Source organism: Pseudomonas sp. CHM02 (genome assembly GCF_000612585.1).
In the GTDB taxonomy this organism is placed as follows: Bacteria; Pseudomonadota; Gammaproteobacteria; order Pseudomonadales; family Pseudomonadaceae; genus Aquipseudomonas.
In genome coordinates this window covers 1-26,345 of record NZ_JFCA01000073.1, presented here as the reverse complement: position 1 = coordinate 26,345, position 26,345 = coordinate 1, and the positions used below count along the sequence as shown (strand labels likewise).

Here is a 26,345-nt window from a genome sequence, read left to right as displayed (position 1 = left end):
ATCGCCATCGCCGGCAAGCCGGCTCCTACAGAGGGCATTCAGGGATGGGTTTTCTTGAAGACGTAGAACAGGTTCGGCTCGCTGACGAGGTACAACGTGCCCTCGTCATCCATGGCGATCCCCTCGGCCTGCGGCACCCGCTTCGTCAGGCCATGGCGCCCGTTCAGCAGTGACAGACTGCTCAACGGACGACCGTCGATATCCAGTTCCAGCACCAGGAACGACTCGTCCGACAGCGCCAGCAGATGACCGCTGCGCTCATCGTATTGCAGGCTCGACAAATCGCGCACAAACAAGCCGGCATCACGCTTGGGGTTGTTGATCACGTGCACCGAGTAGGTTTTTTCCGGTTTGAAATGCGGGAAGCCGTGCACCTCGTAGATCAGCATCGGGTCGCGCTCCTTGGCCACGAACAAGCGCTTACCCACCGAGTCATAGGCCAGGCCTTCAAACCCCTTGTTGCCACCGACATGCAGGCCCAGGGTCATCTGCTCCGCATCGGCGGCGTCGAGGAATTGGGTGTCGTCGTCCACGTGCACCTTGATCAGCCGCTGCTGGCGCTCATCGCTGATGACATAAATGTTGTCACTGATGAACTCCACGGCTTCGGCGTCGCCGAAACCGACCAGGGGAATACGCCGCAGGATCTTGCCCTCCAACGACAGCTCGACCAGTTCGGCGTTTTTATTGGTGACGGTAAAGAGGCTTTTGCGCACGGGGTCGTAGGTCAGGGCCGACACATCGTCATCAAGGCCCTCGATGACCTGAGCCTCCAGCGCCACGCGGTAATCCGCCAGGCCGATGGAACGCTCATTGGTCGGCTGGCGCCACGCCTGCCAGTTAAACCAGGCGCGCTCGAACAGGCGAAAATGTTGTGCAACGACCCCGGCGCTGACCAGGGCGGTCAGTGCAAGCATGAAGAAGAGGGGTTTGGGGCGGGCTAGTCGTCGCATCGGGCGGGCTCAAAGTCAAAAGTGGCGAATGAATATCACGCCTGTCTGAATTTAAACTTAAACGCGCCCTGATGTCTGGCGAATGCCGCTCACAGAGACATTTGCGACGTAATCGGTGTGCTACTTCTGTTTTTCGAAACGATAGAACAGGTTGGGCTCACTGACCATGTACAGCGTGCCGTCCTCGTCCATAGTCACCCCTTCAGCACGGGGAATCGTGTCTTTCAGGCCATTGAAGCCGCCAAGCAAGGTCATGAAGCTGACTTGCTCGCCCTTCTCGTCCAGCTCCAGCAACAGATGGGAGTCAGCCGACAACGCCAGCAGATGCCCGGTGCGCGGGTCGACCGCCAAGGCGGAGAGGTTGCGCATGTCCAGCTCGCTGTTGGCCACTTTTACCTTGTTACCCGCCAAGGCCTGGCTGCCGTCGCTTTTCCAGGTAAACAATGCCGGAGGACGCTCTTCGCCCAGTACCAACTGCTGGTTGCGCGAGTCCCAGGTGATCGCTTCAAAGGCTTTGTTCTGGTCCTTGGACGGGCCCAGGTCATAGCTCGGGAAGTCAGCCTTGTTCAGCGCGGTGGTAGCGGCGTCGACCTTGACGATGGTCAGGCTGTGCTGGCGCTCATCGACCACGGCCATCAGGCCGTTCTCCATCACCGTCAGCCCTTCCGGGTTGTTCCAGCCATTGAGCGGCATCTTGCGCAGCACATCGCCTTGCAGGGTCAGTTCGACGAGGAACGGGTTTTTACCCATGACCGAGAACAGGGTCCTGGTCTGGGGGTTGTAGGCCAGGTCAGAGGCTTCGTCCTTCTCCATGCCCGGTAGCAACTTGGCATCGATGACCGCGTGATAGTCCGGCAGCCACACGCTTTCCTGGCGTTCGGCGGGCGTCTCGAAACGCTCCAGCACCCACAACACGCCGCGATCATCCCAATGCATGGCCCAGGCAATGCCATACACAATGGCGCCGACGAGGAACAGCCAGGAATACCAGCGCAGGGCAAAACGGGAACGCGGCTTGGGGGTGACGGTAGGCAGGGGCACGACCATTGGGCGCTTTTTCCGGAAAGTCAGCGTTAGGTGATAGCACAGGAACACAGGGCCAGTGCGCTGGAGGCTGAGGATTATCCGGATGGCGTGTGAAAAAAATGCAAAAAGCGAATGACCTGTAGGAGCCGGCTTGCCGGCGATGGGATCGACTGGGTGTGCCAGTTGCACCGCAGTGATCCCATCGCCAGCAAGCCGGCTCCTACAAGGGCAAGCTCAGCGCACGCTGCTGTCGAAACGGCTCACGTTCGACAGTTCCAGCACCAGCTCATCACCGACATTCAATGGGCCTACGCCCGCCGGGGTACCGGTGAGGATCACGTCGCCGGCTTGCAGCGAGAAGCAGCCGGCCATGTGCTGGATCATCGGGATGATCGGGTTGAGCATTTGCGCGCTGTTACCGTCCTGGCGCACTTCACCATTGATGGTCAGGCGAATGCCGATATCGGTGACGTCAGCAAAGGTGCTGCCCACCACGAACGGTGCAATCACCGCCGCGCCGTCGAACGACTTGGCGATTTCCCACGGCAGGCCCTTGGCTTTCAGCTCGGCCTGCTTGTCGCGCAGGGTCAGGTCCAGGGCCGGGGCGAAACCGGAGATGGCGTCCAGGACTTCTTCACGGCTGGGCTTGGTCGACAGCGGTTTGCCGATCAATACCGCGATTTCCGCCTCGTAGTGCACCGAACCGCGCTCGGTCGGAATGCTGAAACCGCCTTCCAGCGGCACCACGCAACTGCCCGGCTTGATGAACAGCAATGGCTCGGTCGGCACCGGGTTGTCCAGTTCCTTGGCATGCTCGGCGTAGTTACGCCCGATACACACCACTTTGCCGACCGGAAAGTGAATGTTGGTGCCGTCGACATACTTGTGCTGGTAGCTCATGGAACGACTCCTTCAGGGGCGGTTAAACAGCGAAGATCTTGCCGGGGTTCATGATCCCGTTCGGGTCGAACACGGCTTTCACTGCCTTCATGTATTCGATTTCAACCGGCGAGCGGCTGTAGGTCAGGTAGTCCCGCTTGGTCATGCCCACACCGTGTTCAGCCGAGATCGAACCGTTGTACTTCTCGACGGTTTCAAACACCCACTTGTTCACGGTGGCGCACTTGGCGAAGAACTCGTCCTTGCTCAGGTTTTCCGGCTTGAGGATGTTCAAGTGCAGGTTGCCGTCGCCGATGTGGCCGAACCAGACGATTTCGAAGTCCGGGTAGTGTTCGCCGACGATCGCATCGATTTCCTTCAAGAATGCCGGCACTTTGGAGACGGTGACCGAGATGTCGTTCTTGTACGGGGTCCAGTGGGAAATGGTCTCGGAGATGTACTCGCGCAGTTTCCATAGGTTGTGCAGTTGGGTTTCGCTTTGGCTCATCACGCCGTCCAGCACCCAGCCTTGCTCGACGCAGTGCTCGAAGGTTTCCAGCGCGTGGTTGGCGACCTCTTCGGTGGTGGCTTCGAACTCCAGCAGCGCGTAGAACGGGCACTCGGTTTCGAACGGCGCCGGCACGTCGCCACGGCCCATGACCTTGGCCAGGGCCTTGTCGGAGAAGAATTCGAAGGCGGTCAGGTCCAGTTTGCTTTGGAAGGCGTGCAATACCGGCATGATCGAATCAAAGTCGGTAGTGCCCAGCACCATCGCGGTGAGGTTTTTCGGCGCACGGTCCAGGCGCATCGTGGCTTCGACCACAAAGCCCAGGGTGCCTTCGGCGCCGATGAACAGCTGACGCATGTCGTAGCCCGTAGCGTTCTTGATCAGGTCGCGGTTCAACTCCAGCACGTCGCCCTTGCCGGTGACGACTTTCATGCCCGCCACCCAGTTGCGGGTCATGCCGTAGCGAATGACCTTGATCCCGCCGGCATTGGTGCCGATATTGCCGCCAATCTGGCTGGAACCGGACGACGCGAAGTCCACCGGGTAGTACAGGCCTTTTTCTTCGGCGACATTCTGCAACTGCTTGGTGACCACACCCGGCTGGCACACGGCGGTGCGGTCGGTGAGGTTCACGTCGAGAATCTGGTTCATATAATCGAACGACACCACCACTTCGCCATTCGCCGCCACAGCAGCGGCCGACAAGCCAGTACGCCCGCCCGATGGCACCAACGCCACCTTGTGGGTATTGGCCCAACGCACAATGGCCTGGACCTGCTCGATGGTCTTGGGGAAGACGATGGCGGTCGGCGCGGGGGCGAAGTGCTTGGTCCAATCCTTGCCGTAAGCCTCCAGGGAGTCTGCATCGGTCAGCACTTTGCCGGGCTCAACCAGGGTCTTTAGCTCATCAATCAGGGCAGGATGGGTCATCGACAGAACTCTCGAACAATTCATGGTCATCCTGAGAACGCTTCACGTCGCAGGAATAGGTGTTTAGCGGGGCGCGTATGCTAGCATACCGCCCCCGCAGGACAGAGCCCAAGGGCGTTTCTGCGGTGACGGCTTTCCTGCCGTCCGGGTCAGCTCTGTGCTGCTCGATTCCCTGCCATTTTTCTCCGGGATACAGGTTTACGCAGATGAGCAAGACTTCTCTCGATAAGAGCAAGATCAAGTTCCTTCTTCTGGAAGGCGTCCACCCATCGGCTGTCGACGTTCTGAAAGCCGCCGGGTACACCAGCATTGAGTACATCACCAGTTCTCTGCCGGAAGCCCAGCTCAAGGAAAAGATCGCCGACGCGCACTTTATCGGCATTCGCTCCCGCACTCAGCTGACTGAAGAGATCTTCGACCACGCCAAGAAACTCGTGGCGGTCGGCTGTTTCTGCATCGGCACCAACCAGGTCGACCTCAACGCAGCGCGCGAGCGCGGCATCGCGGTGTTCAACGCACCGTACTCCAACACCCGTTCCGTGGCGGAGCTGGTGCTGGCCGAGGCGATCCTGTTGCTGCGCGGCATTCCAGAGAAGAACGCTTCCTGCCACCGTGGCGGCTGGATCAAAAGCGCGGCCAACTCCTTCGAAATCCGCGGCAAGAAGCTGGGTATCGTTGGTTATGGTTCGATCGGTACTCAGCTGTCGGTCCTGGCTGAAGGGCTGGGCATGCAGGTGTTCTTCTATGACACCCTGACCAAGCTGCCATTGGGCAACGCAACGCAAGTGGCCAGCCTGACCGAGCTGCTGGGCATGTCCGACATCGTGACCCTGCACGTTCCGGAAACCGCTGAGACCCAGTGGATGATCGGCGAGAAGGAAATCCGCGCCATCAAGAAAGGCGGCATCCTGATCAACGCAGCGCGCGGCACCGTGGTCGAGTTGGACGCCCTGGCCGACGCGATCAAGGACAAGCACCTGATCGGCGCCGCCATCGACGTGTTCCCGGTGGAGCCACGCTCCAACGACGACATCTTCGAAAGCCCGCTGCGTGGCCTGGACAACGTGATCCTGACCCCGCACATCGGCGGTTCCACCGCTGAAGCCCAGGCCAACATCGGCCTGGAAGTGTCGGAGAAGCTGGTCAAGTACAGCGACAACGGTACGTCGGTGTCGTCCGTGAACTTCCCGGAAGTGGCCCTGCCGGCTCACCCTGGCAAGCACCGTCTGCTGCACATCCACCAGAACATCCCTGGCGTGATGATGGAGATCAACAAGGTCTTCGCGGAAAACGGCATCAACATCTCCGGTCAGTTCCTGCAGACCAACGAGAAGGTCGGCTACGTGGTGATCGACGTCGACGCCGAGTACTCGGACCTGGCGCAAGAGAAGCTGCAGCACATCAACGGCACTATCCGTAGCCGCGTGTTGTTCTAAGGTTTCAACTGCACCACGAGAAAGGGAGCCCCTCGGGGCTCCCTTTTTTACATCTGAACAAATCTTATTTGACGTTAACCGTGATCACTTTAGAGGCTACAGTCGGGTTGAACTGCATGTGCAGTTTGTCGCCGGCCACCAGTTGCAGGGTGTGCTTGCCTGGGGTGAGGGTCAGTTCGGTTTCGGTCTGGGCCTTGCCGTAATGGATGACAGTGTCGGTGGCCGGGATCGGCACGCTGGCGTCAGGCAGTTCTTTCTGGTCGATCAGCAGATGATGGTGACCGGTGCCTGGGTCCTGGCTGGTGGCCGGGGCCAGTTTCAAGCCTTCCATGCCGAACTTCACGGTGAAGGTTTTATCGACCGTGGCGCCGTCTTTTGGCGAGACGATAAATACTTTGGCATCTGCAGGTGGAGCGCTGCGCGGGATACCGTCCGCAGCAGTGGCCAACATCGAAGCACCCAGCATCAGGGAGGCCAGGGTGGCACGGGACAAAAAGGCGTTCATTCGCTTCTCCAGTTTTTCTATGAAATCTGTAGGGTTATGACAACTTCGCGACAAATTGCTGTCCAAGGCACTCAACACCATAGCAAAGCGATGCTGAACGGCGCCTCGCACATTCGAATTCTCTAGGAGTGACCATGCGCTTTTCGCCTGGCCTGTTACTTTTGCTTCCTCTTCTGAGCCCGCTGGCTCACGCAGAACTGATCGATGATGTGTTCGACCGCGGCGAACTGCGCATCGCTCTCGAAGCCAACACCCCGCCGTTCAACTTCAAGGAAGGCGACAAGCTCACCGGCTTTGAAGTGGAACTGGGCGAGCAACTGGCCAAGGAGATGGACGTGCGCCCCTCGTTCATCACCACCGATGACACCGACCTGCTGCCAGGCGTGGAAACCGGCAAGTACGACGTAGCCATCAACCATATCGCTATGACTGCCGAGCTGCAGGATCGGTTCGATTTCAGTGAGGCTTACAACGACAAGCCGGAACTGGCGATCCCGTTCCAGAAGGGTAATCCGGCGTTCAAGGCGAGTTTGGACAAGGCATTGCAGCGCGTGAAGGCCGATGGGCGCTTGAAGGCGCTGACCAATAAATGGCTGGAACCCGAACTGTAGGAGCCGGCTTGCCGGCGATAGCGGTGAATCAGCGACAAATCAGGTGGCGGGAAGATTGCGATCGCCGGCTTGCCGGCGCCTACAGGTGCTTCAGCGCCTGGGCAGCTTCGGGTAACTCAAGCTCACTGAACACCAGCACCCCATGCTGCCTGAGCAGCGTCGCCGTCACGCCCTCGCCGCTGACCTTCACGCCGCTGAACGTGCCGTCGTAGGTCAGCCGGTTGCCACAGGACGGGCTATTGGCCTTGAGCACGGCGATGCGGATGTCGTGGCGCTGCACCAGCGCCAGGGCCTGGCGCGCACCGTCGAGGAACGCAGCGCTGAAGTCCTCGCCCTCGGCCGTGAGCACCTGGGCGCGACCCTCCCACACATCCACGCCCTGCCCGCCCGGAATCTCCGCCGCTGGTCGCGGCGTCGGCAAACCACCCGACACTTCCGGGCAGATCGCAACCACACGCCCCTCGGCCTGCCAGGCGGCCAATTGGTCGAACGGCCCGCTGGCCCCACCGTCGTAGCGCACCTTGTGCCCAAGCAGACAGCGGCTGATCAGAATCTTTTGCATACTTAAAACGGCTCGTTGCCCCGCCGGCGAAACCAGCCGGTGAGGGACAGGCGTTCGCGCGTAGCGGGCAGGACTTCGTGGGGCACTTCGCCCGACAGGAACACCACCAGGCAACCGCCGGTGGGCACCACATCGTATTCGACGCCGTCCTTGAGGTACATGCGCAACTGGCCGCCATGCTCGGGCAACCAGGCGTCGTTCAAGTAGATCACCGCCGAGACCATGCGTCGGTCATCGTCGCGGAAACGGTCCAGGTGCTTGAGGTAGAACGCCCCTGGCGGGTACATCGCGAAGTGGCTTTCGAAATCTTCCAGGCCCAGGAACAGGCTGCGGTTCATGGCCAGGCGCAGGCTGTCCATCAACGCCATATAGGTGTCGCAGACCGCCGCATCGCCCTCTTCCAGCCACTGGATGTGGTCACCGCGAATGCCCTCTCGAATCTCCTGGGACGGGCCGCGTCCCACCGCTGCCGGAGCCAGTTCACCCTCGGCTGCACGTTTATGGCACTCAGCCGCCAGTTCCAGGGTCAGAGCCTGGGGCAGGAAGCCGTCCTGCCGGGACCAGCCCTTTTCGGCCAGGTCGTCGACAATACGTTGCAGCAAGGGGTGATCGAGGGGTATTTGCATGGCGCGCATAGTATCCATACGCCTGTGAATCCGACAGAGCCGCCGAGCGTCTGAATACACTTTAGTCAGGTGACTGATAGGACTTCTCGACAAATCCTACGCCCGACACGGACAATAGTGGCCGACTGACAGGAGTCCATATGCGTCGTTTGTTTTTTTCCTTGCTGATGTTCTGCGTTTTGCCCGCCTGGGCAGACGGCCATGACCAGTTGTACAAGGTCGCCGGCTGGGCCGAACAACGTGCGCATTTCAATGACGCCCTCAGTGCCGCCCAGCAACGCTACCGCAACAGCCTGCCGCCAGCGGTTTACCAGGCGCTGGTGGACAACAGCAATAAACGCTTTGCCGCCCAGGCCGTGGACCAGCGCGCTGAAGCGCAATTGCGCAAGAACCTGGCGGACCCGAAACCCGCCCTGGCGTTTTTCCAATCGCCCCTGGGCCGCAAGATTGTTGCCGCCGAGTTGCTGGCCACCCGCCGTGATCAACTGGCGAAAAACGCCAACGGCCTGCCGAAAATCGAAGCCGACGCCACCCGCAGCCTGATCATCGGCCACCTGGCCCAGGCGCTGCCCGCCCGCGAAGCCGGTGCGGAAGTCAGCCTGGCGATTGCCGGTGTGGCGGCTGACAGCCTGAGCCAGATGATCCCTGGCCTGTTGGGCGGCGGTCAGGCCCAGGGCATGTTGAATGGCCAGCGCGAGCGGCTGATGCAGCAGATCGACAAGGATCTGAACAACACGTTGCTTTACGTCTATCGGGATTTGTCCGACCCGGAGCTGGAAGAATTCGCTACGTTTGCCGAATCGCCGGAGGGCAAGGCGTATTACCAGGCGGCCCTCGCAGCCATTCGCGCCGGCTTGGCGGTCGGCCAAAGCACCTCAAGCCTCGCCCCCTGACCCCTTGTAGGAGCTGGCTTGCCAGCGATGGCGGCTTCAAGCCCTACGACAAATCCAATGCCGCCATCGCCGGCAAGCCGGCTCCTACGGTGGGTGGTATCAGCTCAGGTGGTGGGTGAGATAGTTGAAGTACTGCTGGCGAATCTCGGGAATCTCATTCGCCAAATGGTGCCTGCCACGCGGCAGCATCAACACCTCGGGCTGGTCGAACTTGCTCCGTAGCACCTGCAGGTTGTGCTGCCAGTCCACTGTCATGTCTTCCTCTCCCTGCACGATCACCGGCCGCCGCGGGCTGCGCGGTGCGGCTTCGATGCGTTTGATCCAGCGCGCCAGGGCGCCCACCCAGGCGGTGGGCAGTTGGCGTGGCTGCAGCGGGTCGGCCTCCAGGAAGGGTTTGAACGCAGGATCGTTGGTGTTCTCGCTGAACCGCCGCGCGATGCCTTTGACGAACGGGCGCAGCAAGTAATAACTGACTTGCGACCAGCCCCACGCCCGTGGCCGCACCAAGGGTGAAAGCAGAAAGGTCTTGCCCTGGGCCGGGCTGTCGACGCCATGGTTGAGCAGGTGGTCCACTACAACCGCCCCGCCGGTGCTTTGCCCGAACAGGTGCCAGGGTTGTGGCAATTGCAGCGCCTGGGCCTGGGCAAACAACGCCTGCACCACACGCTGGTACACCGCAAAATCATCGATGCTGGCGCGCACGCCGCTGGACAGGCCATGCCCCGGTAAATCGCAGGCGATCACCACGAAGCCTTGGTCCAACGCCCAGTCCACCACATGGCGATACAAGCCCATATGGTCGTAGAAGCCGTGGAACATGAACATCGTCGCCACCGGTACGGGCGGCCACCACACCTGCGCGACCACCTCGAACCCCTCCACCTCGAAGCGACCCAGGCGGCTCACCACCGGGGTTTTACGCGCCGCCAGGTCCAGCCCGTAGAAACGCTGGTAGACCCGAGCCTCGGCGCTGAGCGGTTGCGCATCCACCAGGGGCCGCAAGCTTTCGCGCAGATGATCGGGGTCAAAGGTGACAGGCATAAAGGGTTCCAGACTGACGGCGAAGATGAATATCGAGCTGCGATATTCATCTGTCAGGACAAGCATGGCAAGCTACGCGACCTTCGAGGATACATCTGAATGCGACAGTCCTACCGCACCGCCTTGTTCGCCAGCCTGCTCCTGGTTATCTGCGCCGGCGTGCTGTGGGCGGCGTATGACTGGTTCCAGGGCCGCTACCTGCGCGCCTTCAGCGAACACACAGCGGTGTTTTCCGGTGACCCATTGACACTGCCTGCCGACCTCGCCGGCCCCGGTCCGATCCGCCTGGTGCACTTCTGGGACCCGGCCTGCCCCTGCAACGTCGGCAACCAGCAGCACCTGGGCGAGTTGATCGAGCACTACGCGCCCCAAGGCGTCGAGTTCTACGCCCTGCAAAAGCCTGGCAGCCACGGCCAACTGCCCGACAACCTGCGCAGTATGAAAACGCTCACCAGCCTGCCCGGCGCAGAACAGGTGCCGGCCAGCCCGGCCGTGGGCATCTGGGACCGCAGCGGCAAGCTTGCGTATTTCGGGCCCTACAGCGAAGGCCTCACGTGCAATTCCAGTAACAGCTTTATCGAGCCAATCTTGAAGGCCCTTGAAACGGGGCGCGCGGTGAATGCCACGCACACCCTGGCGGTGGGCTGCTATTGTTCGTGGCCAAAAGGCTCGTAACTCGCCACCCCACTCTTGGTAAGGAATGTTCATGAAGCGCGTCTTGCAGGTTCTCGCGGTTCTGGTGGTGCTGGTCGCCCTTGGCGCAGGCGCATACATCTACAGCAAGCAACCCACCCCCCAGGGCACGGTGACACTGGCCAACCTGCAAGGCTCGGTCACGGTGCGCTACGACGACCGTGGCGTGCCGCACATTCGTGCCGAGAACGAAACCGACCTGTATCGCGCCCTGGGCTATGTGCATGCCCAGGACCGCCTGTTCCAGATGGAAATCATGCGCCGCCTGGCCCGTGGCGAGCTGGCCGAGGTGCTGGGCCCCAAGGTGCTGGAGACTGACAAGCTGTTCCGCAGCCTGCGCATCCGCGACCGCGCGGCCACCTATGTGGCGCAGCTGGACCATGAGTCGGCACACTGGAAGGCCCTGCAAGCCTATCTGGACGGGATCAACCAGTATCAGGACAGCCACGCCCGCCCGATGGAATTCGACGTGCTGGGCATCCCCAAGCGGCCGTTTACCGCCGAAGACACCATCAGTGTCGCCGGGTATATGGCCTACAGCTTTGCCGCCGCGTTTCGTACCGAGCCTTTGCTGACTTACGTACGCGACCAGTTGGGCAGCGACTACCTGAAAGTCTTCGACCTCGACTGGCAGCCCAAGGGCGCCCTCAACCTGGCAGCCAGCGATTGGCAGACCCTCGGCGCCATCGCCTCCCTCAGCGAACAGGCCCTGGCCGACAATGGCCTGCCGCAATTCGAAGGCAGCAACGCCTGGGCCATCAGCGGCAACCGCACCAAGAGCGGCAAACCGCTGCTGGCCGGTGACCCGCACATCCGTTTCTCGGTGCCATCGGTATGGTACGAAGCGCAGCTGTCGGCGCCGGGGTTTGAGCTGTACGGCTACCACAATGCACTGGTGCCGGTGGCGTTCCTTGGGCACAACCTGGATTTCGGCTGGAGCCTGACCATGTTCCAGAACGACGACCTCGACCTCATCGCCGAGAAGGTCAACCCGGATAACCCCAACCAGGTCTGGTACCACGGCCAGTGGGTCGACATGACCAGCACCGAGCAACAGATTGCGGTGAAGGGCCAGGCGCCAGTGACGTTGACCCTGCGCCAGTCGCCCCACGGCCCGATCATCAATGACGTGCTGGGCGAAAACGCCGGCAAGACACCGATTGCCATGTGGTGGGCATTTCTCGACACCCAGAACCCGATCCTCGAAGGCTTCTACCAGCTCAACCGCGCCGACACATTGGTCAAGGCGCGCGCAGCGGCAGCCAAGGTCTCCGCGCCGGGCCTGAATATCGTGTGGGCCAACGCCAAGGGTGATATCGGCTGGTGGGCAGCGGCGCAATTGCCGATCCGCCCGGCCGGGGTCAACGCCGGGTTCATTCTCGATGGCAGCAGCGCCCAGGCCGACAAGCTGGGCTTCCACCCCTTCAGCGCCAACCCCCAGGAAGAGAACCCGGTGCGCGGTTATGTGGTATCGGCCAACGCCCAGCCCGTGTCGCCCACCGGCATGGAGATCCCCGGCTATTACAACCTGGCCGACCGTGGCCAGCAGCTCAACGCGCAACTGAGCGACAAGAGCGTGAAGTGGGACGTGAACAACAGCCAGGCCTTGCAGCTGGGCACCACCACCGCCTTCGGCCCGCGCCTGCTGGCGCCGCTGTTGCCGGTGCTGCGTGAGGAGGTCAAGGACCCGGCGCAATTGAAACTGGTGGAACAACTGGCCACCTGGAAAGGCGACTACCCACTGGATTCCACCAGCGCCACACTGTTCAACCAGCTCCTGTTCAACCTGGCCGACGCCACCTTCCACCCGAAGCTGGGTGATGGGATGTTCAAGACTCTGCTCGGCACCCGTGTGATTGACGCCGCCCTGCCACGCCTGGCCGCCACGCCGGACTCGCCATGGTGGGACGGCAAGCGCGCCGCCACCGTCAAGCTCGCCTGGGACAACAGCCTTGCGCACCTCAAGGCCACCTTCGGTGATGACCCAAGCCAATGGCAGTGGGGCAAGGCCCACACCTTGACCCATAGCCACCCGCTGGGCTCGCAGAAGCCACTGGACCTGATCGTCAATGTCGGCCCGTTCCCGGCGCCCGGCACCCATGAAGTGCCGAACAACCAGTCCGCCAACATCGGCCCGGCGCCGTGGCCCGTCACCTATGGGCCGTCTACTCGCCGTCTGATCGACTTCGCCGACGTGGCTCACGCGCTGACCATCAACCCGGTCGGGCAAAGTGGTGTACCGTTTGACCAGCACTACGCCGACCAGGCGGAAACCTACATCGAAGGCGGCTACGAACAGGCGCACTTCACCGATGAGGAAGTGACGGCTAACACGCGTGGCACGCTGAAGCTGCTGCCCGCACGCGCACCGCAGTAACCCGTTCTGCAGGAGCGAGCTTGCTCGCGCCTACACCGGCGCCGCAAAATTGAGCCTGAACTGCTGCGGCGTCACGCCCAGCCGGCGGTTGAACACACTGCGCATGTGCTGGGCATCGCGAAACCCGCATTGATAGGCCACGGTCTTGAGCGGTGCGGGGCTGCTTTCGAGCATGACCCGCGCCGCGTCCACCCGCGCGCGCTCGACAAACTCTGCCGGCGTGATCCGCGCCTCGCGGGCAAACACCCGGGAGAAATTGCGTGCACTCATATTGGCCGCCTTGGCCAGGTCGGCAATGGTCAGGTCGCCGGTCAGGTTCGCCAAGACGTACAACTGCACCAGCGCCACTGCTGACGTGGTCTCGGCGTGGGGCGTGAGAAACGGGCTGAACTGCGACTGCCCGCCCGAACGCTGGGTGAACACCACCAGGCGCTTGGCCACGCTCAAGGCGACTTCCGGGCCGTGATCCTGGGCCAGCAGATACAACGACAGATCGATGCCTGCCGTGACCCCGGCCGAGGTGTAGAGGTTGCCGTCCTGCACATAGAGACGATCGGCTTCGACCTGGGCGGTGGGGCACAGACGTGCCAAGCCAGCGGCATCGTTCCAATGGGTGGTGACGGTTTTCCCGTCCAGCAGCCCGGCCCGGGCCAGCATGAAGGCGCCGTTGCAGATCGAGCCGAAGCGCTGTGCACGTGCAGTGGCGCCACGCAGCCAATCATCGAACTGAGCGCCGAAGTCTTCGAAGGGTAGCTGCGGGCCGCCGGCGACCAGCAGCAGGTCATAGGCTTGCAGGGCTTCGCTGTAATGCCGGTGGGCCTGCAAAGAAAGGCCGTTGGAAGCCGCCATGTTGCAGTGCCCCAAACCGATGACTTCCAGTTGGTAGTGATCCTGCGGCGACAGAAAACGGTTGGCTTCGCAGAACACGTCCATGGGGCCGGTCACGTCCAGTGACTGGACGCCGGGGAAGATCAGGATGGCGACGGTTTTTTGCATGGGTAGACCTTTATGTCCGGGCGAACGCAAAACCCTGTGGGAGCTGGCTTGCCTGCGATGCAAGCGACTCGGTCCATCAGGTATACCGAGGTGATGATATCTCAGCGGTGCGGTGATCCGACAAGCCAGCTCCCACATTTGACCGAGTACACCCTTGGCGTGATATGGCAGCACATTGGCCGACATCGCTCCCTCAACGCGATAGCCCCTTCGCGGGCGCGCGACCAGACTGGACACCTCGGCGCCACCCCAGGCGCTTTCTTGAGGAGAACGACCATGAGCACCACCATCGCCGGCATCAAGATCCCGGACAGCGCCCTGGCCAAGGCCACCACCGAATACATCCGCGACATCGAATCCGACCTGCTTTACCACCACTCCCGCCGGGTATTCCTGTTCGGCGCCTTGAGCGGTGAGCGCAAGCAACTCGCGTACAACCCGGAACTGCTCTACGTCGGCGCGATGTTCCATGACTTGGGCTTGGTCGAAGGCCATCGCAGTGACAACGAACGTTTCGAAGTCGACGGCGCCAACGCGGCCGCCGCCTTCCTCAAGCCTTACGGGCTGAGCGATGACGATATCGAACAGGTGTGGCTGTCCATCGCCCTGCACACCACGCCGGGCGTGCCCCAGCACCTGCGCCCAACCGTTGCACTGGTGACCGCGGGTGTCGAAATGGACGTGTTGGGCATGGACTACGCCGCATTCAGCACTGTGCAGCGCGAAGCCGTGGTGCATGCGCATCCACGCGGCGAAGGGTTCAAGGAGTGCATCATCTGCGCGTTTGCCGACGGCTTGCGCCATCGCCCGCAGACCACGTTCGGCAACGTGAAGACGGATGTGCTGGTGGATCAGGAGCCAGGGTTCAAGCCGATGAACTTTGTGGAGGTGATCCGCAAGTCGCCGTGGGTTGCCTGAAACACAACCTTATAAACGCCACAAAACCACTGTGGGAGCTGGCTTGCCTGCGATGAGGCCGTGCCAGTCGACTCATCTGTCGACTGATACACCGCTATCGCAGGCAAGCCAGCTCCCACATTTTTTAACCGCGTTGCGCCAGTTAGACCGGTGCAGGCGCGCGGCGCTTGTCGGGCTGTTGCCAGCCGTCCGCCGCCGCTTCTTCGATGGCTTGCTGGATCGCCTTCTTGCGCATCTCTTCGGCACGGCGGCTGAAGAACCACACGAGGAAGGTCACCAGCGACACCGCCAACAGGATCAGACTGGCCACGGCGTTGATCTCGGGTTTAACCCCTAAACGCACCGCCGAGAACACTTCCATCGGCAAGGTCGTCGACCCAGGGCCCGACACGAAACTCGCCAGTACCAGGTCATCCAGCGACAGCGCGAACGACATCATGCCGCCCGCCGCCAACGATGGCGCGATCATCGGGATGGTGATCAGGAAGAACACCTTCCACGGCCGCGCGCCCAGGTCCATTGCGGCTTCTTCGATCGACAGGTCCAACTCACGCAAGCGCGCCGACACCACCACCGCCACATACGCCGCACAGAAGGTGGTGTGGGCGATCCAGATGGTGACGATGCCACGCTCCTGGGGCCAGCCGATCATCTGGGCCATGGCCACGAACAGCAGCAACAGCGACAGACCGGTGATCACTTCCGGCATCACCAATGGCGCGGTCACCAGGCCACCGAACAGCGTACGGCCCTTGAACTGGCTGATACGCGTCAGCACGAAGGCTGCCAACGTACCCAATGCCACCGCGGCCACCGCCGTGTAGCAGGCGATTTCCAGGGAGCGGGCCACCGAGCCCATCAACTGGGTGTTGTCCAACAGGCCTACGTACCACTTGACCGACCAACCGCCCCACACCGTTACCAGCTTGGATTCGTTGAACGAGTAGATCACCAGGATCAGCATTGGCAGGTAGATGAACAACAACCCCGCCACCAGCATAAAGCTGGAGAATCTGAAGCGCTTCATATCTTGCCCTCCATCTCTTTGGCTTGGCTGCGGTTGAACAGAATGATCGGCACGATCAGGATCGCCAGCATCACCACCGCCAAGGCAGAAGCCACCGGCCAATCACGGTTGTTGAAGAATTCTTGCCACAACACTTTACCGATCATCAGGGTTTCCGGGCCGCCGAGCAGTTCCGGGATCACGAACTCGCCCACCACCGGGATAAACACCAGCATGCAGCCGGCGATGATGCCGTTCTTGGACAGCGGCACGGTGATCTTCCAGAAGCTGTTGAAGGTGCTCGAACCCAGGTCCGACGCGGCTTCCAGCAGGCTCTGGTCGTGCTTCACCAGGTTGGCGTACAGCGGCAGGATCATGAACGGCAGGTACGAATAGACCACGCCGATATACACCGCGATGTTGGTGTTGAGGATCTGCAGCGGCTCGTTGATCAACCCGATGGACATCAGGAAGCCGTTGAGCAAGCCGTTGTTGCTGAGAATGCCCATCCACGCATACACACGGATCAGGATCGCGGTCCAGGTCGGCATCATGATCAGCAGCACCAGCACGGTCTGCATCTCTTTGCGTGCAGTCGCAATGGCATAGGCCATCGGATAGCCGATCAGCAGGCACAGCAACGTGCTGAAGAACGCCATTTTCAGCGAGCCCAGGTACGCGGCGATGTACAACTCGTCGTCGCCGAGCATTGCGTAGTTGGCCAGGTTGAGCACCAACTGCAGTTTCTGCTCAACGAAGGTGTAGATCTCGGTGTACGGCGGAATCGCCACGTCGGCTTCGGCAAAGCTGATCTTCAGTACGATAAAGAACGGCAAGGCGAAGAACAGGAACAACCAGAGGAACGGAATCCCGATGACCACTTGTTTGCCACTGGGGACGATGCGTTGCAGCCGCCGCTTCAGTTTCCTCGTGTTCATGAGCGAAGTACCACGCCGCTGTCGTCTTCCCACCATACGTAGACCTGGTCACCCCAGGTCGGTCGCTGGCCACGGCGTTCGGCGTTGGCGACGAAGGACTGCACCAGCTTGCCGCTCGGCAACTCCACGTAGAACACCGAGTGGCCGCCCAGGTAAGCGATGTCGTGCACCTTGCCGCTGGACCAGTTGTGCTCGCAGGTCGGCATTTCGGTGGTGACCAGCAGCTTTTCCGGGCGGATGGCGTAGGTCACCGACTTGTCTTCCACCGAGGTGGCGATGCCGTAGCCCACATAGATGTCGCGGTCCAGGTCCGGGCACTTGAGCACCGCGTGGCCTTCGGCGTCATCGACCACTTGGGTATCGAAGATGTTGACGTTGCCGATGAACTCGCACACCAGGCGGCTGGTGGGCGTTTCGTAGATGTCGATCGGACTGCCGATCTGGGCGATCCAGCCCAGGTGCATGATCGCGATGCGCTCGGCCATGGTCATGGCCTCTTCCTGGTCGTGGGTCACCATCACGCAGGTCACGCCTACGCGCTCGATGATCTCCACCAACTCCAGTTGCATCTGCGAACGCAGCTTCTTGTCGAGGGCACCCATCGGCTCATCGAGCAGCAGCAGTTTCGGGCGCTTGGCCAGGGAACGCGCCAACGCCACTCGCTGACGCTGGCCACCCGACAACTGGTGCGGCTTGCGCTTGGCGTACTGGCTCATCTGCACCAGCTTGAGCATCTCGGCCACGCGGGCATCGATCTCGGCCTTGGGGATCTTGTCCTGCTGCAGGCCGAACGCGATGTTCTGCGCCACAGTCATGTGCGGGAACAAGGCGTAGGACTGGAACATCATGTTGATCGGCCGCTCGTACGGCGGCATGTCGGTGATGTCCTCGCCGTCGAGGTAAATGCGACCTTCAGTCGGACGCTCGAAACCTGCGAGCATGCGCAGCAAGGTGGACTTGCCCGAACCCGAACCGCCGAGCAAGGCGAAGATCTCGCCTTTCTTGATTTCCAGGGACACATCGTCCACGGCAATCGTCTCGTCGAACTTCTTCGTGACCCGGTCGATTTTGACCAGCACCTTTTTCGGTGTCTGGTCGCCCTCGAGGGCTTTCTTATAGGCGCCGGAGGCAACTGCCATTTACGAAACTCCCAGAAAAAAAGAGTGCAGCGGACCCAATGCGGGCCTGCCTTGGATAGTTTGAGCCTTACTTGCCCGTCTTGACCTTGGTCCAGCTACGGGTCATCAAACGTTGCACTTTCGGGGGTAGCTCGAAGTTGACGAATGTCCTGTCGAGTACCGCCTGCGGTGGGTAAACCGCTTCGTCCGTGCGTATCGATTGCTTCATCAGTTTGTCCGCCCCTGGGTTAGGGTTGGCATAACCGACGTAATCACTGACCTGAGCGATCACCTCAGGTTGCAGCAAATAGTTGATGAAGGCGTGGGCCTCTTTGACGTTGGTCGCATCCTTGGGGATGGCCAGCACATCGAACCACAGGTTGCCGCCTTCTTTCGGAATCGCGTAGGCGATGTTCACGCCTTTGCCAGCTTCAGCCGCACGGGCCTTGGCCTGGAACACATCGCCAGAGAAGCCTGCCGCCACGCAGATGTTGCCGTTGGCCAGGTCCGAGATGTATTTGGAAGAATGGAAGTAGGTCACGTAGGGCCGCACTTTGAGCAGCTTGGCTTCGGCCTTCTTGTAGTCTTCGGGGTTCTCGCTATTGGGGTTCAGTCCCATGTAATTGAGCACCGCCGGCAACATCTCATCCGCCGAATCCATGAACGACACACCACAGGTAGCCAGCTTCTTCATGTTTTCCGGCTCGAACAGCACGGCCCAGGAATCGATATGGTCGATGCCCAGCACTTCCTTCACTTTATCGACGTTGTAACCAATGCCATTGGTGCCCCACAGATACGGTACGGCGTACTGGTTGCCCGGGTCGTTCTTTTCCAGGCGCTTGAGCAGCACCGGATCGAGGTTGGCGTAGTGGGTCAGCAACGACTTGTCGATTTTCTGGAACGCCCCGGCCTTGATCTGCTTGCCGAGGAAGTGGTTGGACGGCACCACCACGTCGTAACCGGTACGACCGGCCAGCAGTTTGCCTTCCAGGGTTTCGTTGGAGTCAAACACGTCATACACGGGCTTGATGCCGCTGGCCTTTTCGAAGTTGGCCAGGGTGTCGGTGCCGATGTAATCCGACCAATTATAAATATGCACAGTCGGTGCAGCCTGCACGCTGGCGGCCAACGTGATACCTGCACCCACCAGCATGGCTTTGCGAAATAAAGAAATTGGCAAGTGGAGGTCCTCTTAAATAGTTGGGCCTTGAAGTTGTTGCCCGGCAACAAAACCGGCGCGCAACTTACCCTCGATAAACCGATCCGGCAAAACTTTCTGTCATTTAATTTGTGGGAGGGCGCTTGCTGTGGTGAGGGGCAAGCCCGCTCACCACATTTCCCCCTCCCACAGGGTTAAGGCTTATTTGCCCGACTTGATCTTGGTCCAGCTGCGTGTCATTTCACGCTGGGTGGCAGCCGGCAAGTCCGCGATGGCGTACAGCTTGGCTTGCACATCCGCTGGCGGGTAGATGCCTGGGTCGCTGGTGATTTCCTTGTCGACCAGTGCGGTGGCCTTCTCGTTACCGTTCGGGAAGTGCACGCTGTTGGTGATCCCGGCCATGACTTCTGGCTTGAGCAGGTAGTTCATGAACTTGTAGGCCGCGTCGACGTTCTCGGCATCTTTAGGGATGGCGACCATGTCGAAGAAGCTGCCAGCACCTTCTTTCGGAATGTCGTAGGCCACCTTGACCTTGCCACCGGCTTCAGCCGCGCGGGATTTGGCCTGTTCAATGTCACCCGAGTAACCCACGGCGACGCAGATGTTGCCGTTGGCCAAGTCGGAGATGTACTTGGACGAGTGGAAGTAGCCGATCGAAGGACGCAGTTTCAAGAACAGGTCTTCGGCTTGCTTGAGGTCGGCTTTCTTCTGGGTGTCGGTCGGCAGGCCCAGGTAGTGCAACGCCACCGGCAGCATTTCGGTTGGCGAGTCGAGGAAGCTCACGCCGCAGCTTTTCAGCTTGGCGATGTTCTCGGGCTTGAGCAGCACATCCCAGGAATCGATCTTGTCCACGCCCAGCGCAGCCTTGACCTTCTCCGGGTTATAGCCGATGCCGATCGAACCCCACATGTACGGGAAAGCGTGCTTGTTGTCCGGGTCGCTGACCGACACGGCCTTGAGCAGGGATTTGTTCAGGTTGTCGTAGTTGGACAGCTTGGACTTGTCCAGCTCCTGGTAGACACCGGCCTTGATCTGCTTGGCGAGGAAGTTGTTCGACGGTACGACGATGTCGTAACCGGACTTGCCGGCCAGCAACTTGGCTTCCAGGGTTTCGTTACTGTCGAACACGTCGTACACCACCTTGATGCCCGACTCTTTTTCAAAGTTGGCGATGGTGTCCGGTGCAATGTAGTCGGACCAGTTGTAGACGTGCAGCACTTTATCGTCTGCCTGGGCCGCGCCCGCCATTGCGCCCATCAGGGACAAGGCGAGGAGGGTCTTGCCAGCGTTCTTCAAACCTAATGCCTTCATTTGGTGATGCTCCAATTTTTTCTTTTTTGGGCCACAAGCTTTATATGTTTCGAGGCCCAGCCAAAGGGCAACAAAACAGGGCGACAGTCTGGCAAGTTCCGAGGCCGGCTTTCAACCAAAGCCTCATTTATAACGGCTCGGAACGCGGCGCCCGAAAGCCGCTGCGTCCTGAGCCTAGCACTTAGCCCTGCAATGCCGCCAAAGTCAGGTCCAGGCACTGCCGAGCCTTGGTGACCAGCTCGTCGATTTCAGCCTTGCTGATCACCAGCGGCGGCGAAATGATCATGGTGTCGCCCACGGCGCGCATGATCAGGCCATTCTCGAAGCAGAAGGTGCGGCAGATCATGCCCACGCCCTTGCCTTCGTAACGCTTGCGCGTTGCCTTGTCCTGGACCAGTTCGATCGCACCGAGCATGCCGACACCACGCACTTCACCCACCAGAGGGTGATCAGCCAGCTCCCTCAGACGTTTCTGCAAATAAGGTGCCGTTTCATCGTGCACACGCTTAACAATTTGTTCATCGCGCATGATGCGGATGTTTTCCAGCGCCACCGCCGCGGCTACCGGGTGACCGGAGTACGTGAAGCCGTGGTTGAAATCACCCCCTTCATTGAGGACTTCCACCACTTCATCGCGCACGATCAGGCCACCCATCGGGATGTAACCGGAGGTGAGGCCCTTGGCAATGGTCATCATGTGCGGCTTGAGGTCGTAGAAATCACTACCGAACCACTCACCGGTACGGCCGAAACCGCAGATCACTTCGTCGGCGATAAACAGAATGTCGTACTTGGCGAGGATTTCCTTGATGCGCGGCCAGTAGGTGGCGGGCGGCACGATCACGCCACCGGCACCCTGGATCGGCTCGGCAATAAAGGCACCGACGTTGTCCACGCCCAGTTCCAGGATCTTCTCTTCCAACTGGTTGGCTGCCCGCACGCCGAATTCTTCGGGGCTCATGTCGCCGCCTTCACCAAACCAGTACGGCTGGGCGATGTGGGTGATGCCCGGGATCGGCAAGTCGCCCTGCTCGTGCATATAGGTCATGCCGCCCAGGCTGGCGCCGGCTACGGTGGAGCCGTGGTAGCCATTCTTGCGGCTGATGATGGTTTTCTTGTTCGGCTGGCCCTTGATCGCCCAGTAGTGGCGAACCATGCGCAACATGGTGTCGTTGCCTTCGGAGCCGGAACCGGTGAAGAACACATGGTTCATGCCGGCAGGCGCGATGTCGGAAATGGCCTTGGCCAGTTCCAGCACCGGTGGGTGAGCGGTCTGGAAGAACAGGTTGTAGTAGGGCAGTTCTTTCATCTGCTTGGCGGCGGCGTCGGCCAGTTCATCGCGACCGTAACCGATCGCCACGCACCACAGGCCGGCCATGCCGTCGAGGATCTTGTTGCCTTCGCTGTCCCACAGGTAAACGCCGTGGGCTTTGGTGATGATCCGTGGGCCTTTCTCTTTCAATTGCTTGAAGTCGCTGAACGGCGCCAGGTGGTGATCGCTGCTCAAGGCTTGCCATTCACGGGTTTGCGGGTTGTTGCTGGACATACCAATCTCCTAGACTTTTCAGTGAAGGGCGCGCCGTTTCAACCGGCGCGCCCGGCGCATCAGACGGCGAAGAGCAGGAATTCCCGCTCCCACGAACTGATCACGCGCTTGAAGTTTTCATGCTCGGCCCGCTTGACCGCGACGTAGCCTGTGATGAATTTCTGACCCAGGTATTTCTCGATGGTCTTGCTGTTTTCCATGCGCTCCAGGGCGTCTTCGATGGTCAACGGCAGGCGCAGGTTGCGCCGCTCGTAACCACGCCCCACCACTGGCGCGCTCGGGTTATGGCCTTCGACCATGCCGATGTAGCCACACAGCAGGCTGGCGGCAATCGCCAGGTACGGGTTGGCGTCGGCACCCGGCAGGCGGTTTTCGACACGGCGGTTCTGCGGGCCGGCATCCGGTACACGCAGGCCGACGGTGCGGTTTTCTTCGCCCCATTCCACGTTGACCGGCGCCGAGGTGTCGGGCAGGAAGCGGCGAAACGAGTTCACGTTGGGGGCAAACAATGGCAGCAGTTCAGGGATGAATTTCTGCAGGCCGCCAATGTGGTTGAGGAACAGCTGGCTCATGGTCCCGTCTTCATTGGAGAAGACGTTCTTGCCGGTAGCGATGTCGATGATGCTCTGGTGCAGGTGCATCGCGCTGCCAGGCTCGCCGGTCATGGGCTTGGCCATGAAGGTGGCGGCCACATCGTGCTTGAGCGCGGCTTCACGCATGGTGCGCTTGAACACCAGGATCTGGTCGGCCAGGGACAATGCGTCGCCGTGACGGAAGTTGATTTCCATCTGCGCCGTGCCGTCTTCGTGGATCAGGGTATCGAGGTCCAGCTCCTGCAGCTCGCACCAGTCGTAGACGTCTTCGAACAACGGGTCGAATTCGTTGGCCGCTTCTATAGAGAAGGACTGGCGACCGGTTTCCGGGCGACCGGAACGACCGATCGGCGGTTGCAGCGGGAAGTCCGGGTCTTCGCAGCGTTTGGTCAGGTAGAACTCCATCTCCGGCGCCACGATGGGCTGCCAGCCTTTGTCGGCATAGAGCTTGAGGACTTTCTTGAGCACGTTGCGCGGCGACAGCTCGATCGGGTTGCCTTGCTTGTCGTAGGTGTCGTGGATCACCTGGGCGGTCGGCTCAATGGCCCAAGGCACAGGAATACGGCGTTCTGGTCGGGACGGCAGATCATGTCGATGTCGGCCGGGTCGAGCAATTCGTAATAGATGTCGTCTTCGACATAGTCGCCGGTCACGGTCTGCAACAGAACGCTCTCGGGCAGGCGCATGCCTTTTTCGGCGATGAACTTGTTGGTCGGCGAAATCTTGCCCCGGGTGATGCCGGTGAGGTCGCCAATCATGCATTCGACTTCTGTGATCTTGTGGTCTTTCAACCAATCGGTGAGCTGGTCGAGGTTGTTACTCATAAGTGCCTCTGGGCTGGGTTTCCTGGCATCCGTTAAAGGCCAGGCGTTGGTTGACGCAGCATCCGCGTCGTTTTTTCGTTCAGGGTAGGAGCTTACCTGCCATTTGCTGCTGCGTTGCATTCCTCACGCCAAAGTTGTGCGCAATCTTGAGCAGCACGCTGGGCAGGCGCCGTTCGGAGGCAAGCGAGGAGGCAAAAAAGAGGTCGGACCGGGCGTCAAGAATATTGGCCGGGGTGCGAGCGATCACGCATGAGGAATGTACGGGTGACACAGCCTGGCTGAAGCAGGCCAAGACGCCGTTGGGCGGCAGGAAAAACATGAAGCACCCCGGTATTATTGCTGTTATGGGTTTGAATCGAGCTTAGCCTTGTTCATTTTTTTACACAACACCCCCGTAAAAAATACAACACGGCCCGCTCAAGCCTGCTAGTCCCAAGCCCTTCAAACCCAAAAAACCGCCCCAAAAAGCCCCAAAAAAGCCTTCGTGGCGCTTTTTTAGGGCAAAAAAGGCCTCGCTTGACTTCGGCATGCCGTTCGGGTTGACTGAAACCAGAAAAGATCAATGATTGATATTTTTAACAACAAAGGTGTTGCATCATGTCGGTACCCCCGCGTGCCGTTCAGCTTAACGAAGCGAACGCGTTCCTTAAGGATCATCCTGAGGTTCTGTACGTAGACCTTCTAATTGCGGATATGAATGGTGTGGTGCGCGGCAAGCGCATCGAACGCACCAGCCTCCACAAGGTTTACGAGAAGGGCATTAACCTGCCTGCCTCTTTATTTGCCCTGGATATCAACGGCTCTACGGTGGAAAGCACCGGCCTGGGCCTGGACATCGGTGATGCTGACCGAATCTGTTATCCAATCCCCGACACCCTGTGCAATGAACCCTGGCAAAAGCGCCCTACCGCGCAACTGCTGATGACCATGCACGAACTTGAAGGTGAACCTTTCTTCGCCGATCCGCGCGAAGTGCTCCGCCAAGTTGTAAGCAAATTTGACGACCTCGGTCTGACCATCTGCGCCGCCTTCGAGCTTGAGTTCTACCTGATCGACCAGGAGAATGTGAACGGCCGCCCACAACCGCCCCGCTCGCCGATTTCAGGCAAACGCCCGCATTCGACACAGGTCTACCTGATCGACGACCTCGACGAATACGTCGACTGCCTCCAGGACATCCTGGAAGGTGCAAAAGAGCAAGGCATCCCGGCCGATGCCATCGTCAAGGAAAGTGCCCCGGCACAGTTCGAAGTGAACCTGCACCACGTCGCCGACCCGATCAAGGCTTGCGACTACGCCGTACTGCTCAAGCGCCTGATCAAGAACATCGCCTACGACCATGAGATGGACACCACCTTCATGGCCAAGCCTTACCCAGGCCAGGCAGGCAACGGTTTGCATGTACACATTTCGATCCTGGACAAAGACGGCAAGAACATCTTTGCCAGCGAGGATCCCGAGCAGAACGCCGCATTGCGTCATGCGATCGGCGGTGTGCTCGAGACCCTACCCGCCCAAATGGCGTTCCTGTGCCCTAACGTGAACTCCTACCGTCGTTTCGGCGCACAGTTCTACGTGCCGAACTCGCCGTGCTGGGGCCTGGACAACCGCACCGTGGCGATTCGCGTACCGACCGGCTCGTCCGATGCCGTACGTATCGAGCACCGCGTGGCCGGCGCCGACGCCAACCCTTACCTGCTGATGGCTTCGGTCCTGGCAGGCGTGCACCACGGCCTGACCAACAAGATCGAGCCTGGCGCACCGGTGGAAGGCAACAGCTACGAGCAGAACGAGCAAAGCCTGCCGAACAACCTGCGTGATGCATTGCGCGAGTTGGACGACAGCGAGGTGATGGCCAAGTACATCGATCCTAAATACATCGATATCTTCGTCGCCTGTAAGGAAAGTGAGCTGGAAGAGTTCGAACACTCCATCTCCGACCTTGAGTACAACTGGTACCTGCATACCGTCTAAATGGTTGCTGCCGTAAATGGGGTGAGCCGGCTTGCTCTGGTGAGCAGGCTTGCTGTGGTGAGCGGGCTTGCCCCGCGCCGGGCTGCGCAGCAGCCCTACATCCGGACGCCGGGTTCTTTCTGAAAGAACTCGGCGTTTTTATTGGGGCCGCTTCGCAGCCCAGCGCGGGGCAAGCCCGCTCACCACAGCAAGCCCGCTCACCACAAAAGCCCCCGCCCTAGGTATGGATCCTCCCCAGGCTCTGCGTACAATGCGCTCTGCCTTGTAGGAGACGTCCATGACCACCCGCCCCGCCGCCCCTCGCAAACCCCGTGCCCGCAGCCAGGCCCGGATCGATGCGATTCTCGACGCCGCCCGCACCTTGCTGGCCGCCGAAGGCGTGGCGAGTTTGTCGATCTACAGCGTGGCCGAGCGTGCGCAGATTCCACCGTCGTCGGTGTATCACTTCTTCGCCAGTGTGCCGGCGCTGCTGGAGGCACTGACGGCAGACGTCCATGCGGCCTTCCGGGCAGCGATCCAGGCGCCCATCGAGCACGAGTCACTCAAGCATTGGCGTGACCTGTCCTGCATCGTCGAGCAACGCATGCTCACCATCTACGAACACGACGCCGCCGCACGCCAGTTGATCCTGGCCCAGCACGGGCTCACCGAAGTGACCCAGGCGGATCGTCAGCATGATCTGGAATTGGGGGATTTGATGCTGGAAGTGTTCAACCGCCACTTCGAAGTGCCGACACTGCCCAGCGACGTGGACGTGTTTGCCCTGGCGTTGGAGCTGAGCGACCGCGTGTATGCGCGCTCGGTGCACCAGCACGGCCAGATAACTCCTCGCATGGCCGAGGAAGGCATGCGGGTGTTCGATGCGTATGTAGGGCTTTACCTGCCGCCGTATCTGCCCAAGCGCAAAAACCTGTAGGAG

At 60.4% G+C, this 26,345-nt stretch carries 24 protein-coding genes and 1 pseudogene; 8 read left to right on the top strand and 17 right to left on the bottom strand.

Features of this window, described 5'->3' with window-relative positions; all coding sequences use genetic code 11:
* Positions 1 to 38: 38 nt before the first annotated feature.
* The 4 genes from BM70_RS0129310 to BM70_RS0129295 all read right to left on the bottom strand — a co-directional run bounded on the left by BM70_RS0129310 (position 39) and on the right by BM70_RS0129295 (position 4,296).
* Positions 39 to 953: an SdiA-regulated domain-containing protein gene (locus BM70_RS0129310; RefSeq protein WP_025859319.1), complete on the bottom strand. Its 915-nt coding sequence runs from the start codon at positions 951 to 953 to the stop codon at positions 39 to 41.
* Between the two features lie 120 nt (positions 954 to 1,073).
* Positions 1,074 to 2,000 (bottom strand): SdiA-regulated domain-containing protein, encoded by a 927-nt coding sequence (locus BM70_RS0129305; RefSeq protein WP_025859318.1) that lies wholly within the window; start codon positions 1,998 to 2,000, stop codon positions 1,074 to 1,076.
* 213 nt (positions 2,001 to 2,213) lie between these two features.
* The gene (locus BM70_RS0129300; protein ID WP_025859317.1) at positions 2,214 to 2,879 is read right to left on the bottom strand and encodes a fumarylacetoacetate hydrolase family protein; all 666 of its coding nucleotides are present in this window, start codon (positions 2,877 to 2,879) and stop codon (positions 2,214 to 2,216) included.
* 22 nt (positions 2,880 to 2,901) lie between these two features.
* On the bottom strand, positions 2,902 to 4,296 hold the full coding sequence (locus tag BM70_RS0129295) for an FAD-binding oxidoreductase (protein ID WP_025859316.1): 1,395 nt from the start codon (positions 4,294 to 4,296) through the stop codon (positions 2,902 to 2,904).
* A gap of 206 nt (positions 4,297 to 4,502) precedes the next feature.
* On the opposite strand from BM70_RS0129295, the gene serA reads away from it, so the two are divergent.
* Positions 4,503 to 5,732, top strand: a complete 1,230-nt coding sequence (serA, locus tag BM70_RS0129290) for a phosphoglycerate dehydrogenase (protein ID WP_003195214.1) — start codon at positions 4,503 to 4,505, stop codon at positions 5,730 to 5,732.
* A gap of 64 nt (positions 5,733 to 5,796) precedes the next feature.
* Here the strand turns inward: serA and BM70_RS0129285 are convergent, their stop codons facing one another.
* A complete protein-coding gene (locus tag BM70_RS0129285; protein WP_025859315.1) occupies positions 5,797 to 6,237 on the bottom strand; it encodes a DUF4399 domain-containing protein in 441 nt (146 codons plus the stop codon).
* Between the two features lie 134 nt (positions 6,238 to 6,371).
* Here BM70_RS0129285 and BM70_RS0129280 point away from each other — a divergent pair, with 134 nt between their 5' ends.
* Complete coding sequence (locus BM70_RS0129280) at positions 6,372 to 6,848, top strand: transporter substrate-binding domain-containing protein (protein WP_025859314.1); 477 nt, start codon at positions 6,372 to 6,374, stop codon at positions 6,846 to 6,848.
* A gap of 79 nt (positions 6,849 to 6,927) precedes the next feature.
* Here the strand turns inward: BM70_RS0129280 and BM70_RS0129275 are convergent, their stop codons facing one another.
* Entirely contained in the window at positions 6,928 to 7,410 is a 483-nt protein-coding gene (locus BM70_RS0129275) for a DUF523 domain-containing protein (protein ID WP_025859313.1), read from the bottom strand.
* A 2-nt stretch (positions 7,411 to 7,412) separates the two neighbouring features.
* A complete protein-coding gene (locus BM70_RS0129270; protein ID WP_025859312.1) occupies positions 7,413 to 8,045 on the bottom strand; it encodes a 2OG-Fe(II) oxygenase in 633 nt (210 codons plus the stop codon).
* A 131-nt stretch (positions 8,046 to 8,176) separates the two neighbouring features.
* Here BM70_RS0129270 and BM70_RS0129265 point away from each other — a divergent pair, with 131 nt between their 5' ends.
* A complete protein-coding gene (locus BM70_RS0129265; RefSeq protein WP_025859311.1) occupies positions 8,177 to 8,929 on the top strand; it encodes a DUF2059 domain-containing protein in 753 nt (250 codons plus the stop codon).
* A 99-nt stretch (positions 8,930 to 9,028) separates the two neighbouring features.
* Here the strand turns inward: BM70_RS0129265 and BM70_RS0129260 are convergent, their stop codons facing one another.
* The gene (locus BM70_RS0129260) at positions 9,029 to 9,970 is read right to left on the bottom strand and encodes an alpha/beta hydrolase (RefSeq protein ID WP_025859310.1); all 942 of its coding nucleotides are present in this window, start codon (positions 9,968 to 9,970) and stop codon (positions 9,029 to 9,031) included.
* A gap of 99 nt (positions 9,971 to 10,069) precedes the next feature.
* On the opposite strand from BM70_RS0129260, the gene BM70_RS0129255 reads away from it, so the two are divergent.
* Together BM70_RS0129255 and BM70_RS0129250 are read left to right on the top strand one after the other, a co-directional pair.
* The gene (locus BM70_RS0129255; protein WP_025859309.1) at positions 10,070 to 10,645 is read left to right on the top strand and encodes a DUF6436 domain-containing protein; all 576 of its coding nucleotides are present in this window, start codon (positions 10,070 to 10,072) and stop codon (positions 10,643 to 10,645) included.
* Between the two features lie 31 nt (positions 10,646 to 10,676).
* The gene (locus BM70_RS0129250; protein ID WP_025859308.1) at positions 10,677 to 13,040 is read left to right on the top strand and encodes a penicillin acylase family protein; all 2,364 of its coding nucleotides are present in this window, start codon (positions 10,677 to 10,679) and stop codon (positions 13,038 to 13,040) included.
* 30 nt (positions 13,041 to 13,070) lie between these two features.
* On the opposite strand, the gene BM70_RS0129245 is transcribed toward BM70_RS0129250, so the two are convergent.
* Complete coding sequence (locus tag BM70_RS0129245) at positions 13,071 to 14,036, bottom strand: GlxA family transcriptional regulator (protein WP_025859307.1); 966 nt, start codon at positions 14,034 to 14,036, stop codon at positions 13,071 to 13,073.
* 276 nt (positions 14,037 to 14,312) lie between these two features.
* On the opposite strand from BM70_RS0129245, the gene BM70_RS0129240 reads away from it, so the two are divergent.
* Positions 14,313 to 14,954 carry an HD domain-containing protein gene (locus BM70_RS0129240; RefSeq protein WP_025859306.1) on the top strand — a complete coding sequence of 214 codons (642 nt, stop codon included), beginning with the start codon at positions 14,313 to 14,315 and terminating at the stop codon, positions 14,952 to 14,954.
* A gap of 142 nt (positions 14,955 to 15,096) precedes the next feature.
* On the opposite strand, the gene BM70_RS0129235 is transcribed toward BM70_RS0129240, so the two are convergent.
* The 8 genes and pseudogenes from BM70_RS0129235 to BM70_RS0129200 form a co-directional block, all read right to left on the bottom strand.
* Positions 15,097 to 15,981: an ABC transporter permease subunit gene (locus tag BM70_RS0129235; RefSeq protein ID WP_025859305.1), complete on the bottom strand. Its 885-nt coding sequence runs from the start codon at positions 15,979 to 15,981 to the stop codon at positions 15,097 to 15,099.
* Positions 15,978 to 16,898: an ABC transporter permease subunit gene (locus tag BM70_RS0129230; RefSeq protein WP_025859304.1), complete on the bottom strand. Its 921-nt coding sequence runs from the start codon at positions 16,896 to 16,898 to the stop codon at positions 15,978 to 15,980. The genes BM70_RS0129235 and BM70_RS0129230 overlap by 4 nt, the downstream gene beginning before the upstream one ends.
* Complete coding sequence (locus tag BM70_RS0129225; protein WP_010207336.1) at positions 16,895 to 18,037, bottom strand: ABC transporter ATP-binding protein; 1,143 nt, start codon at positions 18,035 to 18,037, stop codon at positions 16,895 to 16,897. Before BM70_RS0129225 ends, BM70_RS0129230 begins: the two co-directional genes overlap by 4 nt.
* 67 nt (positions 18,038 to 18,104) lie before the next feature.
* A complete protein-coding gene (locus BM70_RS0129220; RefSeq protein WP_025859303.1) occupies positions 18,105 to 19,199 on the bottom strand; it encodes a polyamine ABC transporter substrate-binding protein in 1,095 nt (364 codons plus the stop codon).
* A 180-nt stretch (positions 19,200 to 19,379) separates the two neighbouring features.
* Positions 19,380 to 20,474, bottom strand: a complete 1,095-nt coding sequence (locus BM70_RS0129215; protein ID WP_025859302.1) for a polyamine ABC transporter substrate-binding protein — start codon at positions 20,472 to 20,474, stop codon at positions 19,380 to 19,382.
* Between the two features lie 196 nt (positions 20,475 to 20,670).
* The gene (locus BM70_RS0129210) at positions 20,671 to 22,035 is read right to left on the bottom strand and encodes an aspartate aminotransferase family protein (protein WP_025859301.1); all 1,365 of its coding nucleotides are present in this window, start codon (positions 22,033 to 22,035) and stop codon (positions 20,671 to 20,673) included.
* Positions 22,036 to 22,094: 59 nt separating this feature from the next.
* Positions 22,095 to 23,452 (bottom strand): annotated as a pseudogene (locus BM70_RS31685) (glutamine synthetase family protein).
* Positions 23,453 to 23,531: 79 nt separating this feature from the next.
* Complete coding sequence (locus BM70_RS0129200; protein ID WP_025859300.1) at positions 23,532 to 23,771, bottom strand: hypothetical protein; 240 nt, start codon at positions 23,769 to 23,771, stop codon at positions 23,532 to 23,534.
* 278 nt (positions 23,772 to 24,049) lie between these two features.
* On the opposite strand from BM70_RS0129200, the gene BM70_RS0129195 reads away from it, so the two are divergent.
* Both BM70_RS0129195 and BM70_RS0129190 read left to right on the top strand, forming a co-directional pair.
* Positions 24,050 to 25,426, top strand: a complete 1,377-nt coding sequence (locus BM70_RS0129195; RefSeq protein ID WP_003213894.1) for a glutamine synthetase family protein — start codon at positions 24,050 to 24,052, stop codon at positions 25,424 to 25,426.
* A 277-nt stretch (positions 25,427 to 25,703) separates the two neighbouring features.
* Positions 25,704 to 26,342, top strand: coding sequence for a TetR/AcrR family transcriptional regulator (locus tag BM70_RS0129190; RefSeq protein WP_025859299.1), 639 nt, complete (start codon positions 25,704 to 25,706; stop codon positions 26,340 to 26,342).
* The last annotated feature ends 3 nt before the right edge of the window (positions 26,343 to 26,345 follow it).